Source organism: Simiaoa sunii (assembly GCF_014337175.1).
Taxonomy (GTDB): Bacteria; Bacillota; Clostridia; order Lachnospirales; family Lachnospiraceae; genus Acetatifactor; species Acetatifactor intestinalis.
Window position 1 is genome coordinate 3,478,194 of the sequence record NZ_CP060633.1, and the last position, 18,255, is coordinate 3,496,448.

The window sequence follows — 18,255 nt, forward strand, 5'->3', positions numbered from 1 at the left end:
AAAATGCCCATTCATTTGAATATGAATGGGCATTTTTAATGTCGTTCTTTACGGTTTCAATAGCCGGGCGATCAGACCCTCGACCTCCTGGAGCTGTTCTTTTGTGCTCTCTTTGTGGCTTTCCTTGCGGTATTTTGATGGAGACATGCCCTTCATGGCATGGAACGCCTTGGTAAATACCAGCGCATCACTATACCCACAGGACAGGGCAATACTCTCAATCGGATAATTGGTGGATTCCAGCAGTTCTCTCGCCTTGGTGATACGGAAGGTGGTGAGGAACTGCTGAGGCGACATTCCCAGATAATTCTGGAACAATGTATATAAATAACTGCGGTTGATACACACATAATCCGCCACATCCGTTACCTTGATAGGGTTACAGTAGTTACTCTGGATAAAAGATACCGCCTTTTTCACATACTGGTTCCCCTTATCCTCTTCCTCTCTCGCCACGACACCGGCGCTGTCCGCGATCACAGACAGGAATACTCCCAGCAGTCCGTTCCGGCGCAGATCATCCGCGATTCCGAAGGTATTGTGTTCCATCATATCACGGACAATAGAATACAGCTCCTCTGATTTATCACAGGAAAAAATAGGATGCCTGTCTGACAGTCCCATGCTATGTAAATACTCTTCCGCGCGGCTCCCGGCAAAGCCCACCCACAGATAACTCCAGGGATCCTTCGCATCCGCCTGATAGAAAGCCAGCTCGTTGGGCTGGATCAGAAATCCGTACCCGGCCTCCAGCCGGTATTCCTTGTCATGGAACCGGAAATGCCCCTTGCCGCTTAAGACATAGTGGATCAGGTAGTGCGGCTTGGATGCCGGCCCGAAGCTGTGCAGTGCTTCCGTCTGAGAGCACCCGCAGCAATTCACATACAGGCTTCCTGTTTTATCATTGATAAAATCCAGCTTAAATGCTTTTTCCATGGCAATTCCTATCCTTTCCCATCGGTCAATTCACTATAATCCCGCCGTCCTCATCAAACGCCACACCAAAAGCACTGCTGTATTCGTTCATACGCTGCAGGATCCTCTGCTTATCCTCCCCCGTTACCGGCGTCGGTCGGAAATCATTCCTTGTTTTGACAGAACTTACCATACAGGGAATGATCCGGGCGTTCTGATCCTCCACCTTTTCCCCGTTCTCAAAAGTAAAGGTCTGTTGGAAGATCATGGTATCCTTGTCCTCTGGATTCCGGTTGGCTCCGAAGCAGAAATTTGCCAGGCTGTAAATGATATATCTGCCCTTGTATTCCTCGATTCCCTGTAACACATGAGGATGATGACCAATGACCAGATCCACTCCCCAGTCAATGCATTTCCTGCCTAGCTGTTGCTGATAATTTTCCGGATAATTGTCTTTTTCGATCCCCCAGTGACAACAGGCGAGTATCAGATCCACGTTCTGCTCCCGCAAGACTTCGATATTATTCTGAATCAGTTTCTCCGCCTGTGCGCCCCATTCCACTTCATTGACGGAGATAATGCCGATCTTCAGATTCCGCTCTCCGCCGTGGGCTTCCGCACTGTCCGGGATCTCATAGATGCCTACATTTTTATCATAGGCATAGACAATGCCCTCCTGCTCTAATGCCGCCACTGTATCCCGGCTGCCCTGTTCTCCGTAGTCCAGTCGATGATTATTGGCAAAGCTGACGGCTTCGATATCCCCTAATGTCAGCAGATGAGCATATGCCGGATCTCCCTTGATGCAGTAGGTCTGCCCCTCACGCATCTGTTCCGATAGGGTCAGCGGCCCTTCGAGATTCACGATGGTCATGTCGTCCGCCTCAAAAATATCTCTCACATTCTCGAAAAAATATCCCTCATCCTCCGCCTGATCGTACGCCTGGCGGAATGAATAACTGTAATCCTGTTCCTGATGATTGCCCAAAGTCACATCTCCTGCCGCGGAGATCGTGATCGTGCAGCGTTCCCCCATCAAAGTATCCGAAGCCCCGGACTGTCCTGATTCCGGCAATGCAGCATTGTCACCGCCCGTCCCACCTGGCAGAACGATCTCCCCGATATTATCCCCGGGCTGATCGTCCTGCGGTCCGGTATGGTAACCTCCGATCGGCTGCGCCAGTTCTTCCACCCCGGGAATACAGACCTGCTGTGTCAGATCATCCCCGCAGCTGCTAAGCACTATTACACTGACCGCACAAACCAGTGCCACAAACCGCTTTTTCCTCTGCCCCATAAACACTCTCCCTCTGTTACAAAGAAATCTCTTAGCCCTCTCCTAAATCGATCTTAATTTTCAGAAGCCGCTGTCGCAGTGCTGTCTCCCGTTCCATACAGATTCTCCTGCAGGAATTTCTTATTTGCCTCGAAATCCACCTCCAGCACAGACATTTTACGATGGGTCGCATCCTTATATGTGCCTTCAATGGGAATACTGTTCTGTATAATATCGTATGTCAGAATCTTCGGTGCCATGAGGCTTAACCGGTAACACTCCGTCTGGGTCAGGTTCGTGGTCAGATTCGGCATCAGACCGTCAATCAGACCCTTCGGATTCGTGAGTACACCCTTAGGCAGCTTATGAATGACCTCTGTCAGCACTTTTCTCTGTCGCTCGGTTCTGCCGAAATCCGTACCGATATAACGGTTTCTGCAATATGCCAGCGCCTGAGGACCGTTCAGATGCACCATACCTCCGGACAGGTCATCAAAATAGTCCGTTCCCTCCGGTCTGCCCAGCAGGATATTATATTCTACCAGGTAGCCGTTCACGTATTCCACTTCTTTACCGGTCAGCTCCAGATCCACGCCGCCCACGGCATCTACCAGATTTGCAAATGCCTCAAAATTCACCAGCACATAGCGGCTGATATGAATGTCAAAATTCTGCTCGATGGTCTCCATCAACAGTTCTGCACCGCCGTAGGAATATGCCGCATTCAGACGATTGTCCTTATATCCCGGTATCTCTACATACATGTCACGGAGCAGAGATGTCATATATATCTTTTTCGTCCTGTTGCTGATAGACAGGAGGATCATGGCATCGGATCTGCCATCCTCCCCGTTCTCACGGGAATCGTTACCGATCAGGAGAATATTCGTGACGCCTTCTTCCTTCATGGGAGAGCTTGCCACGGATTCGATCTCTTCATAATTCATCTCGGCATAGACCTTGCCCACCAGGACGTACAACCCTGCTGCCAGAAATACGAGGATCAGCGCCACTGCGATCAGGAAGCGCTTGAAGCCGGATTTTTTCTTTTTTCTGCCGCTCCCGGCTTCCTTTTTGTTTCCTTTTCTGCTCTTCTTATCCGTTTTCGTGTCTATCTCCTCACGCTTCCCTGCTTTTCTTCCGGAGCGATTTTTTTCTCTGTGATCTTCGTAGTCCTCGTATTCGTCCGCATAGTCCTCCCTTCTGCTACGCCGAGGTCTATCAGATGCCGCCTGTCTGCGACGATCTGCATTACTGTTACTACGGCCACCACTATTACGATTCTCTGAAGTCTTACGCGTCGTCTCTCTGCGAGCCGCCTGTCTCTTACGATACGCGGGATCATCCCAATCCTCCGCGTAATCATCCGCTCTTGCTCGTCTTCCGGATCCGATCACATCCAGTTCCTCCTCATCCTCGTCATTCTCAGTCATGTCAAACATCTGTGGAGCCGGACGCTCTGCTGTCCGCCTTCCGGTCCCGGACTTCCCACTGCCGGAGCCGGACGTCTGCATTTCCTGCATCTCCTGCTGTAAAAAGGCTTCCAGACCTTTTTGTATATCTTCCATCTCCTGAATGGAGTCTCGCTCTCTGTCACTCATGTTGTACCTCATTTCCACATACCGGCACCGGTACGTTACTTAAGTCTATTTCCTATTCGTCTCCTAGGATACCACACTCCCACCTATTCGTCACGGCAGAAATCCTTAATATTTGCTTAAATGTTGTCCGGCATTTTTTAAGACACACTTTCTATGGCAATAAAAAGAGACTATCTACGGCAGCTATAAGTATTTCTCTTATATGCTTTCCACAGACAGTCTCTGCTTTTTTGTTACCTGATATTGCTTTATTTATGAGCAATTCTCGCATCTATGTAGTTCTTCAGAGATTCCACGGTCTCCTCCACACCCAGCCTGCTGCTGTTGATGGACAGATCGTAGTTCCGGGAGTCGCCCCATTTTACCTTACAATGGCTGTTGTGGTAAGACTTTCTGCGACGGTCCTTCTCGATCATACGCTCCTCCGCATGTCTCGCATCCAGCTCATAGATCTGCATAATACGCTCGATCTTGGCTTCTTTGTCTCCTAATACGAAGATGGAGATCAGATTCGGATTATCCTTCAGCACGATCTCAGAACAGCGTCCTACGATCACAAAGGATTCTCCTGCCTCTGCCTTTTTCTTGATATAGTCGAACTGCATTCTCGCCACATTATCTGCAGGAGAGCTGTTCATTCCCATCACGCTTCTGTACAGGAATTTGTTACGTCTCTTTTCATCGAACTCTGCCAGCTCCTTGCTGCTCACATTCATGCTTGCAGCCACCTCGTCTAACAGGTTATGATCGTACATTGGCAGCTTGTAATATTCTGCCAGCTTCTGTGCGATCTCATGTCCGCCGCTGCCGTACTCACGGCTGACGGAGATAATCAGTTGTTCACTCATGGGTCTGCCCTCCTTATAGTCTTACAGATATCTCGCATAGATCATTACCATGGAGATTACTATTACTATTATAGTCGCAGGAGCCATAACTTTGCAATATTTTCCCCACTTGATCATATGACCTGCCTTTGCTGCGGTAGCGATACCCACGACATTTGCAGATGCACCGATAGGAGTTGCGCTTCCACCGATATCGGTTCCCATGGCTAACGCCCATGCCAGGATAGAGAGATCCACACCCTGGGTCGCGGACAGACTGCTGATGATAGGGATCATCGTCGCCGCAAAAGGAATATTATCCACGAACGCGCTGGCGATTGCGGAGATCCACAAAATAATCGCGATCATCAGCATCAGATTACCGTTACTGATGTCACCGATGAAGTTCGCCATGACTTTCAGGATACCTGTCTGTTCCAGACCGCCTACCACCATGAACAATCCGATGAAGAACAGCAGCGTCTTATAGTCGATCTGCTTGATCAGCTTCAGGGCATCTCTGCCTGCGGCGATCAGCGTCACGATAGTGATAAACACACCAATGCAGGATACGGTCAGACCGGTCTGTGCATGGGTTACCAGCAATGCTACTGCACACAGGAAAATAACGGTGCTGATGATAAAGCCCTTTTTATCGGTAATCGCCTCGGAAGGATCCGGGTAAGTCTGGTTGCTGCCGACTGCTGCCGCCTCGCTGGCACGCAGCTCCTTGTGGAATACCAGGTAAAAATACAATACAACTACGACCAGAGAAATACCTGCGATCAGACCGGTATTGGTCAGGAAATCCGTGAAGGAATATCCCAGGGAAGTACCGATGATGATGTTGGGGGGATCTCCACACATGGTAGCGGATCCGCCCAGATTCGCACAGAATACCTCTGCCAGGATCATAGGCACCGGATTGAATTTCAACAGCTGTGACAGTTCAATCGTGACTGCTGCCAGGAACAGAATTACGGTGATGCTGTCAATGAACATTGCCAGAATACCGGATAATACCATAAAGGTCACGAACAGCGGCACTACCTTATACTTAACCATTTTAGCAAGGCGCATGCAGAGCCAGCGGAAAAATCCGACTCTCGCCATTCCCTCTACCATGATCATCATTCCCGCTACGAATACGATCGTCTCCCAGTTAATGCCGCTGGAAGTCTCCGCGGACTGTCCCGCCGTATACCAGAAATGACTTGTAAAAAAGCTGTCTAAATTCAAGGTCTCCCACACTGCACCCATACTGTGCATTCCCAGTCCGAATACCAGCACCAGCGTCAGCAGACCGCAGCCCAGTGTAATAACGTGTCTCTCCCATACTTCCAGAACGATCAGGACAAACATCGCTACAAATATAACTACTGCAAGTATCTGTGCTATCACTTTTCCTGCCTCCTCGTTAGTTTTTCTTATAAACGTACAAGAGTAGATTGTATCTGAAAAAGCAGGGGAAGTCAATCATTCTTTGGGGCTCTATGCATAAATATTCCGTTAAAGTTTACCGGATCATTCATTCCGGAAGCTTTCGATATCGTTCTTACCCACATAACGTAAGAACATGCGGTGCATGTCGATACCGCTCTCTCCGAAATACAGCTTCATATATTTCTCGCCGTCCTGACGAATAGGCAGTGTTACAACACGTTCCATGGTCTGGCCTTCCGTGCCGTTAAGGGTCACGGTCTGTTGTAACGTATTGTTCAGGAACACAGAGATCGGCAGCTGCGCCAGTTCTCCTAGCGTGGAACTCATCCGGAATACCAACTCATATCGTCCAATCCTGGGGAAATGCAACTGGAATACCGCACTTGTGCCCTTTTTCGTGGACAGCTTCTCCAACGGAAGCTCTATGTCCTCTAAAATCTTCGGCTCCGGCAGCTCCAGACGTGCCAGTACCTGTCCGCTCTCTCCTGCGCCCTCGGTGCTTATCGGATTGTGAAGCTCCGTGCATTCCTCTTCCTCTCTGTCCAGAAACCGTTCCATAGCAACGGAACGTAACAGGAAACCACAGATATTTGCCGCATTCCGTGTAAGCTGTGCTCTGGTCAGTCTGCCATCTGCCAACCCTTCTGCGGTATTGTCCCCCGCGGAGTTGGATGCCGCATCCGCTACGACCATATAGATATCGTTCTGTGCCCGCACCATGGGAATCGTCTGTCTGCCGGAGCCGGGCTCGCCCTCCTCGTTGATCTTTGCCCACCAGTCAGTCATCACAATACCCTGATATCCCCATTCCTTACGGAGAATAGTCGTCAGGAGATCATAATTGCCCGCTGTCCACAGTCCGTTCACCGGACCGTAAGTGGACATGATGCTGTAAGCGCCGCCCTGTTTCACCGCGATCTCAAAGCCCCTCAGATAGATCTCCCGCAGTGCTCTCTCCGATACAATACTGTTGGCATCATGACGCTTGAATTCCTGATTATTACATGCAAAATGCTTGATGGTGCCGGTGACACCGTATTTTCCCATGCCGGTCAGCTGTGCTGCTGCCATGGTACCGGTGAGATACGGATCTTCCGAAAAATACTCAAAGTTACGCCCGTTCAATGGATTCCTGTGAATATTAATACCGGGTCCTAAGAGGGTGTCAATCTTGTTCTTCCGAAGCTCCATGCCCTCCATCTCATACAGCTCCTCCACCAGCTCCGGATCAAAGGTGCAGGCAAGCAAGGTGCCGTTAGGCAGGGCATATGCCATGGTGCCGCAATCCATACGGATACCAGAGGGTCCGTCCGAACAACAGGCTATAGGAATCCCAAATCTCTTCAGTCCTTCTGTCACTCCGCCGAAGGCTGCTGCCGTACCCGGAGTCACTTTCGGGGAACACATGCCCTCTCCGCGGGTCATACAGATCAGGTCTTCGTCCGACAATTGTGTCAGAAACTGTTCCAATGTGATTTTTCCATCCGATACATCCGCCAGCTTCCAGCCACGGTCTCCCGCATACTCACTCTGCGTAGGTCTCTCCTTAAGAATCCTGTCCGCCAGATCTATCGTTCGTAAAGGTACATCTTCCCAGTTTGCAATGGCATGATCCTTTTCCTCGAAAAAGAAAGGTTTCAGACGCTTAAACTCCTGTACCGGTGCCATTGCTTCCGTCACCATCCGCACTACCCGAAGCTCTGTCAGGGTCGCCTTGCCAGCCTCTGCTGCGCTTCGCACATCGGTTCCTGCATAGAAGATATAGTCTCCCTCTTCCAGTACATAGCAGGATTTATGTCCGGTGACACCACTGTCATCATAGGATGCATACTCCGCCAGCTCTGTTTTCAGCAGCAGTTCTTCTGTCTCACCCGGCTTCAGTTCTTCTGTCTTCGCAAATGCAGTCAGCTGGCGCAGAGGCTTTCCTAATTTCCCCTGAGGTGCTTCCAGATACAGCTGCACGGTCTCTCTGCCGGATACTCCCCCGACATTGGTTACTTTTGCAACTGCCGTGACTGCCGTGCCCTGTACGGAGAATCCCAATATCTCTGTCTGGAACTTCGTATAGGATAATCCAAATCCGAAAGGATATTTCACCTTCTCTTTCGCAAAGGTCTCAAAATAACGATATCCTACATAAATATCCTCCGTATAGAAATTCTCCACCGGATCTCCGAAATTTTCTGTGGAAGGATAATCTTCAATGTCTTCTGCGATCGTGTCACTTAATTTACCACCGGGATTTACTTTTCCGGTCAGAACGTCTACACAGGCCCTGCCACCCTCCTGGCCTCCCTGCCAGATATAGAGTACTGCCTGCGGCTGATACCGGTCTACCCATTTCATATCTATAATATTACCGACATTCAGTACCACGATCGTATGCTCAAAAGCATGACATACATTACGAAGGAGCTCCTCCTCCAATGCTGTCAGCAGATAGCTTCCTTCCGCCGCACTGTTATCCTTATCTTCCCCGGCAGTACGCCCGATGACCACGATCGCTGCATCCGATTGTCCTGCTGCCTGCACCGCCAGTTCTTCATCTACGGGCATCTCCTCCTGATTCCATGGTTCCATGGCCCAGCCTTCTCCCACATCAAAGGGATGCTCCTTCAGCCACTCACGGTACACCTGCTCCAGTGCTTCGTTTACCTGTATTATTCCATTTTCTTTCAGGCTGTCAATGATATTCGTGACATAAGGAGCATTGACCATGCCGCCGGAACCTGTGCCGCTCTTGTAATGCTCAAACTGTGTTCTTCCGAATACAGATACTCTCTGTCCCCTGCGTAACGGTAAGGTATCCTCTTCATTCCGCAGCAGCACACTTCCTTCTGCCGCCACGCGTCTTGCCAGCTCCGCATACTTCTGATAATCCAGTGTATATTTCATTCGTTCAATGACTCCTTCCTGCAGACAACCTGTTATTGTTGACATCATTATACCGAAAGGAAGAAGTTTTCTCAATAGAAAAAGACACTGGAGAAAGTCTCCAGTGTGCTCAGAAGATAAGCCGGACTACAAATTCCTCGTCTTCCATCCGGAACTGATACTGTCCGTTGAGTTTTTCCACATAGTATACGATACTCCGAACCCCCAGACCATGTCCGGAACGCTCTGTGACCGGAATTCCATCCGTGAATACCGGCATTATCTGCACCGGATTTTTCACCATGAGCAGCAGATGCGCTGCCTTCTCCGACAGAGACAGCTCAATCCTTCGTCTGCTCTCCGGCAGCTCCTGTACCGCATGCATGGCATTTTCCAGTACATTCGACAGGATCGCACAGAACATCATTTCCGAACAGGGGAGCTTCTCTCCGATCGTGACCTGTGTATCCCAGGGAATTTTCTGCTCCTCAAAGCGGGTATTATAAGTAGATAATACCGAATTCACCATTTCGTTCCTACAATATGCCTTAATGACAGTATCATCATAGGTCTGGCTGACCTCATTGAGATATTCCAGCGCTTTTCCACAATCTCCCTGCTGGATCAGAGTCCTCAGGACGGCCATATGATGTCTCGTATCATGCCGCAGGATCGACATCTTTTTCTCGCTTTTCCTTGTATTGTCCATCTCCGCCTGAAAAGAATTCATCTGCATACGGATCAGCTCATTATACTGCTCTGCCTTGCTCTTCATCTCGTATTCCCGGAAATACACCAGCAAAAAAATCAGATACGACAGACAGATGGCAAATCCGAGAAATTCCGGCACCGCCCTGTTGCCGGTATAAAGCAGACTGGAAAACTTCGTCGTGGCATAGTCAAAAATATAATATATCAGCGGCAGACTTCCGATCAGCAGTAATTCCCGATTCGTCTTGGCAAACAGCATCGCCGTCGTCTGGCAGACATAGCGGCACAATACCCAGAATACCACCAGCGTCACCACGATACGGCAGGTGTAATAGCACCACTCTTTTCCTGTTACCGACAGTACGAACAACCCCATCCAGTTACTGCACTGGCAGCACAGATAGGCAGTGAAGATAGAGATCAGGGACGGCAATATTCTGAATTTATAATACAGTACCAGCATCAGCAATAGCGGCACGTGAACGATCAGTGGGTATATCTGATCCACCATCTCCGGACCCAGCACAGATACGCAGACCATATATAAGCCCCCGGAAATCACTGCCAATAGCAACAACTTCCCTACATTCGTTTTGTCCTTCTTCACACCCAGAAAAAAAGCCGACAGGAAGATGCCGAACAGCATAGTCGTAATATTATGTGTATATGTCAGAATCCTAAGTATCATAGAGTACCTTCATTTTATCCGTGATTCCCTAAAAGGTACTCACGGTTTTTGCAATGTGATCATTCATCGCACCAACGGAGCTTTCCGTCTGACGGCGCGATCCTAAATATTATCATATGTATTTTTTGTATGTATTTCAAGTATCGTTTTATCATCTTTTTATAAAATCACCCCGGACATTGGATTTCAGATCTAGTGCCCGGGGCAATGTATTTGTTTCTCATTTTTATAACTTTTCTATTATTTCACAGGCATATTCAGCTACCAGCCGACATGGATCCGGTCCGGCATGGTGATCAAATTGCCGTTTAGCTTCGGAATAGTAGTGCCGTCAGCAATTTTCGTATTAACTATTGAGATGCTTCCTTTTAATACTCTAACACATAGGTTGCGGTTTCCGTAATCAGGAAACATACCTGTCCATTTACTGTAGAAATGGTTTTTGCAATCTGGATTTTATTGTTATTGGCATCTACTTTATAAACTGTTACTTCTCCGGATTTTACAGGTACTGTGGTATGGAATACAACGGTTGCACCCAATGCCTGTTTGTGTGTAAATTCAATGGTTCTAGTATGTCCTGTGATAGTATCCTTATGATCAAAGCTGGTTTCCTTGTAACCGGATAAATCATTCTTTGCAAGGAAAGTTACCGCATCGGAACTGCCAATAAACACATGCAGGCCTCTGAGAGAAGATGAGGATAATGCCTTTACTGTTGTTACTGGAATTGTTTTATCAACGGTGCTTGCATCTACGTGGAGCAGATCCTGATTGGCTCCGGATACGCTTTGCTGTTTCTCTTTGGTCTGTGTAGAAATTGCTTTTGCGATCGCATCCCAACCGGAGATCTGCTCTCCCGCAAGGTTCGTGGTGGTCAATACCGGTGCCGGTGCTTCGGATGCAGAAGAAGTATTACTTGTACTGCCGGTAGTCGGCATCGATGTGGAAGGAGCCGAGTTAGAAGGAGTCTGAGTTCCGGGGGCTGGGGTTGCAGGTGCAGGAGTCGCAGGTGCCACAGCATTTGGATCCTTTAAGACATAAATAATCTTATTTCTCATATTCTCCGCTAACATTTCATTGTCAAGATAGAATCTTGTTTTCAGTTTACCGGATGCATCTGTTTCTTTCGAGGTCGTCCAATAATTTACTCCGTAACTGTAAAATTTTCCTATAATTACTTCATCCGCATCTTCCGGAAATGAATCCGCAGTGTAGTATGTATTTAAAAATTGTTCTCCCACGCTACTGGTAAAAATCGGCAAATCAGCGTTTTCCAAGTCACTTATCGTAGTTGCTCTTACCCATGTTTCATCTCCTGTCCATTTATGCCAGTGTGCATAAATGGTTGTTGGTGCATTATACTCTTTATATAGATCCAAACCCTTTGTACCTTGCAGAGTAGAAAACCACCCGGTAAAAATATACCCTTCCTTTGTAGGCGAAGGCATACTTGTAAGCAATCCACCCGCCGTCTTGTCAGTGGTGACTGCTAAATTTCCTCCATTGAGATCAAAAGTAACTGTACATTCTGGATGATAATAATACGTGTGATAAGTGTCCTCTTCTATTTTATCTTTTGTAACACACATAAGGTCATTATTCCAGCTGTCATAATATACATAATCGGTTCCTTTTTTTCCTATTATGTAACGTTCCGAACTCTGCGCATGATAAGCAATCTCAAATGCCTTAATATATTCTTCTTTTCCATTGTCAAACAGAGTGCTTACATCCGATAAATTTTCGTCCATGGTGGTTTTATTCTCGCTTGTCACCTTAATCCAACCTGATGAAGCTGCTTTTGTACTGATTGCCGGCACTATGCTTACTACCAATGCAATAGCAAGCGCCAAGCTCAGTATCTGGCCTAAAAACTTTGACTTTTTCATAAGAATTTCCTCTCTTTCTTCTGTACTTATGATCTATTGCTTTTAGTCATATTATAATATCCTTTTTAAAATACTTGTGAGAATGTACACCAATCGACCCGAATATGACATCAATCGACCACGGTATTTGAGGATTGTAAAATAAAAAATGCCGTAGACTTCAGCATTTTATACTGAAATCTACGGATCAACTTATAGTAAGTTCACAGATGTTTTTTACAGCTTTACTTTTACAAAATCATGTTCCATGGCGGGAAGCACCTTTTCGATCAGATCCGCCGTCCGCATCCGGAGGCTGGAGGTATTGATGCAGGGGTGGCATCCGAAATATTCGCTGTCCAGCACCTCCTCATCGATCAGCAGCTTCACCTGATGTTCCTTATCGTTCATCAGTCCCAGCACGCTGACAGAACCGGGGGTGATATCCAGGAATTTCTCCATGTATTCCGGCTTGGCAAAAGAAAGCCTCGCCGAGCCGATCTGCGCCGACAGATCCTTGGTGTGGAACACCTTGGTATCCGGGATCATCAGCAGATAAAATGCGGTCTCCTGACGGTTGCACAGGAACAGATTTTTGCAGACCATGGATTCCAGGATCTCATCCACTTCCTTACAGTCCTCCATGGTCATTGCGGGTGCGTGATCCACGCGGTCATATCCCACGCCTAAGCCATCCAGCAGGTCATAGGTGCGTATCTCTTTGTCCAGTCTGCCGGTGGTATCGGCAGGTCTTCCTTTTTGCAATACTAATGTCATTGTCTTTTCCCCTTTGTTGTCTAGTAACCGATGGTGTCGTTTACGAGGATCACATGGATCCTGTCCGTATGTCTGGAATATCTCGTGATCAGGAACTGGCAGCAGATGGTATCCGGAGACTTACAATCGAAGCATTTTCCGGTTTCTTTGCAGGGAGTCTTGATGTCGAATCTCTGGGCGTTGATAGGTGCAGCCACGTTTCTCGCACGCTTCATGGCGCTGTCTAAGTCTGCGCAGACCTTGTTCATACCGACGATAAAGATTACTTTCCTCGGCCCCTGGGCTATGCAGGAGACACGGTTGGAATTGCCGTCGATATTGACCATGACACCGTCGCTGGTGATGGCATTGGCACTGGAGAGGAAGATATCCGCATCGTAAGCTGCCATAAGTCCGGCTCTGGCATCCATCTTAGAGCGGTCGATATAGTGGTAATTGCCTGCTTCCAGAGCAGAGATCAGTCCGATCTCTCCGGCGCTCATGCATCCTCCCATGGCGATAGTGCTTCCCTCCGGGATCAGCTCCAGTGCCTGTTTTAGTGCAGCTTCTTTATCCTCTGCATAATAACCTGACATGTTACGGGACTGTAATCCCTTGATCACTGTTTTGGCCAGCTGTTCATTTCTTTTTCTGATCATTTCGTTCATCTCTTAACCTTCCTGCCTTTCCGTAATCTGCAAATTTTATTCCTGAAAACCAGACTCTTTTTGACCCTATTTTATCAAAAAAATAATTCTGTGTATAGCAACCATTTTATATTTGACAATACTTTTCGCATATGCTAGGATATTTCCAATATTAGGGAGTAGTTCACATCGGGTAACCGGTGTTGTGTTGGTCGTCATCACGTTAGTGAAGCCACAGGCAGTCGCTAACCGGGCAGTACACTTCTACAGAAATGGAACGAGACTTTTATTGTATGTTTATCATGCATTAAAAGTCTTTTTTTGCGTGATAAACAAAGGATCCGGGTACATTATTTAAGAAGGAGGATTTGTATATGACACAAAAAAACATCTGGAATATTTCTGTAAAAGAACTCATGGAAAAATATCAGGTGACAGAACAGGGGCTTACTACTGCCCGCGCGGAGGAGCTTCGCCTGGAAAAGGGTGAAAATATCCTGCAAGAGAGCAGGCGCAAAAGTATACCGGAAGTATTTATCAGTCAGTTTGCTGATCTGCTGGTCGTAATCCTGATCATTGCAGCTGCGATCTCCATGTTTTCCGGCAATACGGAGAGTACCATTGTAATCCTGCTGGTACTGGTGATCAACGCCATCCTGGGTACCCTGCAGCATGTAAAGGCCCAGCGTTCTCTGGATAGTCTCAGGCAGTTATCTTCGCCCGGTGCAAAAGTCATTCGAGACGGTGTGAAACGGGAAATTCCATCGAAGGATATTGTGCCGGGTGACATTGTCATATTGGAAGCGGGAGACATGATCGTGGCTGATGGCCGTATCCTGCACAGCTATTCGCTGCAGGTCAATGAAAGCTCTCTGACAGGCGAGTCTGCCAATGTAGAGAAAACAGATGCCATTATAGAGGGTGATGTGGCACTTGCTGACCGGGCAAATATGGTCTATTCCGGAAGTCTGGTCACCTACGGACGCGCTGAAATGCTGGTGACCGCTACCGGCATGGAGACGGAGCTGGGTAAGATTGCAGGGCTGATGAATGCAGCCAAAGAGCGCAAGACACCGCTGCAGGAGAGCTTGGACAAGTTCAGCAGCAGACTTGCCATACTGATCCTGATCATATGTGCTGTCGTATTCTGCCTGTGTATCTATCGCCGTATGACACTGTTGGACTCCATGATGTTTGCTGTGGCACTGGCTGTTGCTGCAATCCCTGAGGCACTGAGCTCCATTGTGACCATAGTGCAAGCCTTTGGTACACAGAAAATGGCAAAGGAAAATGCAATTATCAAGAATCTTAAGGCTGTGGAAAGTCTGGGCTGTGTCTCTGTTATCTGCTCTGATAAGACCGGAACACTGACACAGAATAAAATGACGGTGCAGCAGATTTATATAGAAGACCGGTTATACGAGCCGGACCAGCTTGACCTTTTGAATCAGACTCATCGTTATCTGCTCTACGACGCTGTCCTCAACAATGATTCGAGCATCGTCGATGACAAGGGCATCGGTGACCCTACAGAATACGCGCTTTTAGAAATGTTCCGAAGGATTGAAGCGGATACATCTTCTATTTTGAAAGAAGCAAATATGCATGAAGATATCCTCAGGCAGAACATGCAACGCCTTGAGGAAGTGCCTTTTGATTCCGACAGAAAGCTGATGAGTACGAAATATATGCTGCATGGTGTACCCACGATCCTCACCAAAGGTGCTGTGGATGTTCTCTTAGACCGCTGTGACTATGTGCGCTGCAGCGACGGTATCCGTCCTATGACGGAAGCTGAAAAAGACAAGATCCGTATGCAGAATCAGCTTTTTTCAGAAAATGGCCTGCGTGTATTGTCTTTTGCTTACAAGGAATCGGAGGAAAATCTCGACATCCATGCGGAGTATGGCTATACCTTCCTGGGTCTGATCTCTATGGTAGATCCTCCCAGAGAGGAATCTGCGGCTGCCGTTGCAGCTTCCAAGAGAGCCGGCATCCGTCCGGTCATGATCACCGGTGATCATAAGGTAACAGCAGTGGCAATTGCCCGCCGGATCGGAATATACGAAGAAGGAGACCTTGCACTGACAGGTGCGGAGCTGGATGCCATGAGCGACAGCGAACTGGAGGAACAGATCGCACAAATCTCCGTCTATGCCAGAGTATCTCCCGAGAACAAAATCCGGATTGTCGAGGCATGGCAGCGCAGAGGTAATATTGTTTCTATGACAGGAGACGGTGTGAATGATGCTCCTGCATTGAAAAAGGCAGACATCGGTGTCGCTATGGGAATTACCGGAACCGAGGTATCCAAGGATGCCGCAGACATGATTCTGTCAGATGATAATTTCGCAACGATCATCAAGGCAGTGGCAAACGGGCGTAATGTATACAGAAATATCAAAAATGCCATTTTGTTCCTGCTGTCCGGCAATACCGCCGGTATCTTAGCCGTATTATACACATCCCTGATGGGACTTCCTGTACCTTTTACACCTGTACATCTGCTGTTCATCAACCTGCTGACCGATTCTCTTCCGGCCCTGGCAATCGGCATGGAACCGGCAGATGACGACCTTCTGAAGGAAAAGCCCAGGAATCCACGGGAAGGAATCCTCACCAGAGGCTTTATGATTACGATGATAACACAGGGTCTGCTGATCGCAGCAGCCTCCATGACAGCTTATCACATCGGACTGACCGTCAGTTCGGCTATGGCCTCCACTATGGCTTTTGCCACACTGACACTGGCCAGATTGTTCCATGGTTTTAACTGCCGTGGCAGCGAATCCATCTTCCGGCTGGGACTGACCTCGAACCGATATAGCCTCTATGCTTTCACTGCGGGAGTCTCTTTACTGGCACTGGTAATCTTCATCCCGGGACTGCACAGTGTATTCAGCGTAGCCGATCTGCCTATGACAGCACTCGGTCAGATCGTAGGGCTCGCTTTCATGCCGACAGTGCTGATACAGATAATGAAAATTATCCGGCATAGATAATTGGTTTAATCAATATCTTCCACAGACTGCAATCTTTCCTTTTTTACCATCAGATATTCTTCTGCATAATGTGTCTCTTCGTCGGTCGTCAGAATGACCTCCTGCCCCTGCGGCATATCAATATCTGTTGCCACAAGCAGGAGGGAATCCTCCTTCAGCCAGCTTTCCAGCCCTGTGAAAAACTGCGGGTCGTAGTGATCTGCCCCTTTCAGCTCATTATGATATCTGTCAAAGGAATAGTTCACGGGAGACAGTACATTATAGTCATAATAGCAGACACCCTGCCCCGACCAAAGGCTTGTCGTTACCAGATAATCGTAACCATCCTTTTGTGTGAGGAATATCTGTACGTTCCCCGCATGGGCAATGGCGAATTCCTGCGACCACAGAGGAATGATTCCATATTGTCCGTCTCCCAGATATTCGTAGACCGCTACCGTTCCCCAGTTTCCGGCCTTCCGCAATGCTTCTGTGAGATTTTCGTTTTCTTCCTCCAAATGAACCTTCGTTACAATCTTTTCCTTGTAACCGTTATGGGTCAGATCATAATATCCGGTATAGACTTCTGTCATATCCGGTTCTTCTTTGTCGATATTCTCCTCTTCCAAATAACGAGAATATGTTTTTTGTACCGAAAAATCTCCCAGAGAAAAATTACCATCTTTTTGCATGGATACCGGTGCCGTTATATTAAAGCCAGTCTCATAAACCAGGTCCGCCATCTCGTTCATATTTATGCCAACCCCTACATTTGCAAAGGGCTGTCCTCCACGAAAATCATACCGGATCTGCGCTCCCACACCGATGCTTTTATAAGTGTATCCTTCCAGTTTCTGCAACAGACGGGTCTGATCCAGATCAATACTCTTCTGAGCATCTATCTTTCCGTTTTTATCCAGAAAATCCACATGAAGTGTATGGAACTGTTCATCCAGCGTATCCGCCGCAAGGATCCGTCTGTCAAAATCTTCAACCACATTTGTATATTCGGAGACCTTCGGGGTTCCTTTCTGTACATCTACATAATACAGTCCTTCCACATAAATACCGGTTCCTGTCCCCTGTATGGTAGAAATGTAGTACTCCTTGTCGCCATCCCCATCATAATCTGCGGCTTCTATCGCAGGTGGTGCCGAATACATGTTTCGCCAGGGGATCTCCACCCGATATTCCTCGTCTCCGTCGTGGATCACCAGACAGTCTTCTGCACCGTTGCCCCAAACACTGACTGTCTCATCATAAGAGTATGACAGCACACCATACTCTCCTTCCGGCAGCTCCCGGGCAGCATTGACCGAGACCTGATCTGCCCGGGTTTTCTCCTGATATAGTCCGGTCTGGCAGGTAAGTTTCTCCGGCTCAGGTTCCGTTGTCGTCTCCGGGATTGTCTGTGAGGTGGCTGTAGCAGTTTCCTGACCGACTTCCTCTGCCTGAGCAGATTCGGTATCAGAGATTTCCAAAGCGTCCCTACTGCTGCCGCAGCCTGTCAGAGAAAATGCCACGATCAATACCAGTAATCCGCTGCTTATTTTACCTGCTTTTTCAGATATAGAAGAAACAAGCTCCAACATTCTATTTGAAATCGTATATGGCGGTTCATTTTTTCCCATTTATGTCACTCCATCTTGTTTATTATCTTGCTTA

At 47.9% G+C, this 18,255-nt stretch carries 12 protein-coding genes; 1 reads left to right on the forward strand and 11 read right to left on the reverse strand.

Annotation, left to right across the window (positions count from 1 at the left end):
* Positions 1–48: 48 nt before the first annotated feature.
* The 10 genes from H9Q77_RS16155 to H9Q77_RS16200 form a co-directional block, all read right to left on the reverse strand.
* Positions 49–936: an AraC family transcriptional regulator gene (locus tag H9Q77_RS16155; RefSeq protein ID WP_022155037.1), complete on the reverse strand. Its 888-nt coding sequence runs from the start codon at positions 934–936 to the stop codon at positions 49–51.
* A gap of 25 nt (positions 937–961) precedes the next feature.
* The gene (locus tag H9Q77_RS16160) at positions 962–2,212 is read right to left on the reverse strand and encodes a CapA family protein (RefSeq protein WP_249326260.1); all 1,251 of its coding nucleotides are present in this window, start codon (positions 2,210–2,212) and stop codon (positions 962–964) included.
* Positions 2,213–2,265: 53 nt separating this feature from the next.
* Positions 2,266–3,792, reverse strand: coding sequence for an LCP family protein (locus H9Q77_RS16165; protein WP_249326261.1), 1,527 nt, complete (start codon positions 3,790–3,792; stop codon positions 2,266–2,268).
* A gap of 248 nt (positions 3,793–4,040) precedes the next feature.
* A complete protein-coding gene (locus tag H9Q77_RS16170; protein WP_118545244.1) occupies positions 4,041–4,640 on the reverse strand; it encodes a cytidylate kinase-like family protein in 600 nt (199 codons plus the stop codon).
* 21 nt (positions 4,641–4,661) lie between these two features.
* Positions 4,662–6,020, reverse strand: a complete 1,359-nt coding sequence (locus H9Q77_RS16175) for an ArsB/NhaD family transporter (RefSeq protein WP_330595988.1) — start codon at positions 6,018–6,020, stop codon at positions 4,662–4,664.
* A gap of 123 nt (positions 6,021–6,143) precedes the next feature.
* Entirely contained in the window at positions 6,144–8,957 is a 2,814-nt protein-coding gene (locus H9Q77_RS16180; protein WP_249326262.1) for a glycoside hydrolase family 3 protein, read from the reverse strand.
* Between the two features lie 109 nt (positions 8,958–9,066).
* A complete protein-coding gene (locus H9Q77_RS16185) occupies positions 9,067–10,335 on the reverse strand; it encodes a sensor histidine kinase (RefSeq protein WP_118545242.1) in 1,269 nt (422 codons plus the stop codon).
* 368 nt (positions 10,336–10,703) lie between these two features.
* Positions 10,704–12,227 (reverse strand): InlB B-repeat-containing protein, encoded by a 1,524-nt coding sequence (locus H9Q77_RS16190; protein ID WP_249326263.1) that lies wholly within the window; start codon positions 12,225–12,227, stop codon positions 10,704–10,706.
* Positions 12,228–12,443: 216 nt separating this feature from the next.
* Complete coding sequence (locus tag H9Q77_RS16195) at positions 12,444–12,983, reverse strand: prolyl-tRNA synthetase associated domain-containing protein (protein ID WP_118551638.1); 540 nt, start codon at positions 12,981–12,983, stop codon at positions 12,444–12,446.
* Positions 12,984–13,003: 20 nt separating this feature from the next.
* On the reverse strand, positions 13,004–13,630 hold the full coding sequence (locus tag H9Q77_RS16200) for a lactate utilization protein (protein ID WP_022155029.1): 627 nt from the start codon (positions 13,628–13,630) through the stop codon (positions 13,004–13,006).
* Between the two features lie 353 nt (positions 13,631–13,983).
* Here H9Q77_RS16200 and H9Q77_RS16205 point away from each other — a divergent pair, with 353 nt between their 5' ends.
* Positions 13,984–16,611: a cation-translocating P-type ATPase gene (locus H9Q77_RS16205; protein ID WP_249326264.1), complete on the forward strand. Its 2,628-nt coding sequence runs from the start codon at positions 13,984–13,986 to the stop codon at positions 16,609–16,611.
* Positions 16,612–16,616: 5 nt separating this feature from the next.
* Here H9Q77_RS16205 and H9Q77_RS16210 read toward each other — a convergent pair whose 3' ends face one another.
* Positions 16,617–18,221, reverse strand: a complete 1,605-nt coding sequence (locus tag H9Q77_RS16210; RefSeq protein ID WP_147365447.1) for a hypothetical protein — start codon at positions 18,219–18,221, stop codon at positions 16,617–16,619.
* Between the last annotated feature and the right edge of the window lie 34 nt (positions 18,222–18,255).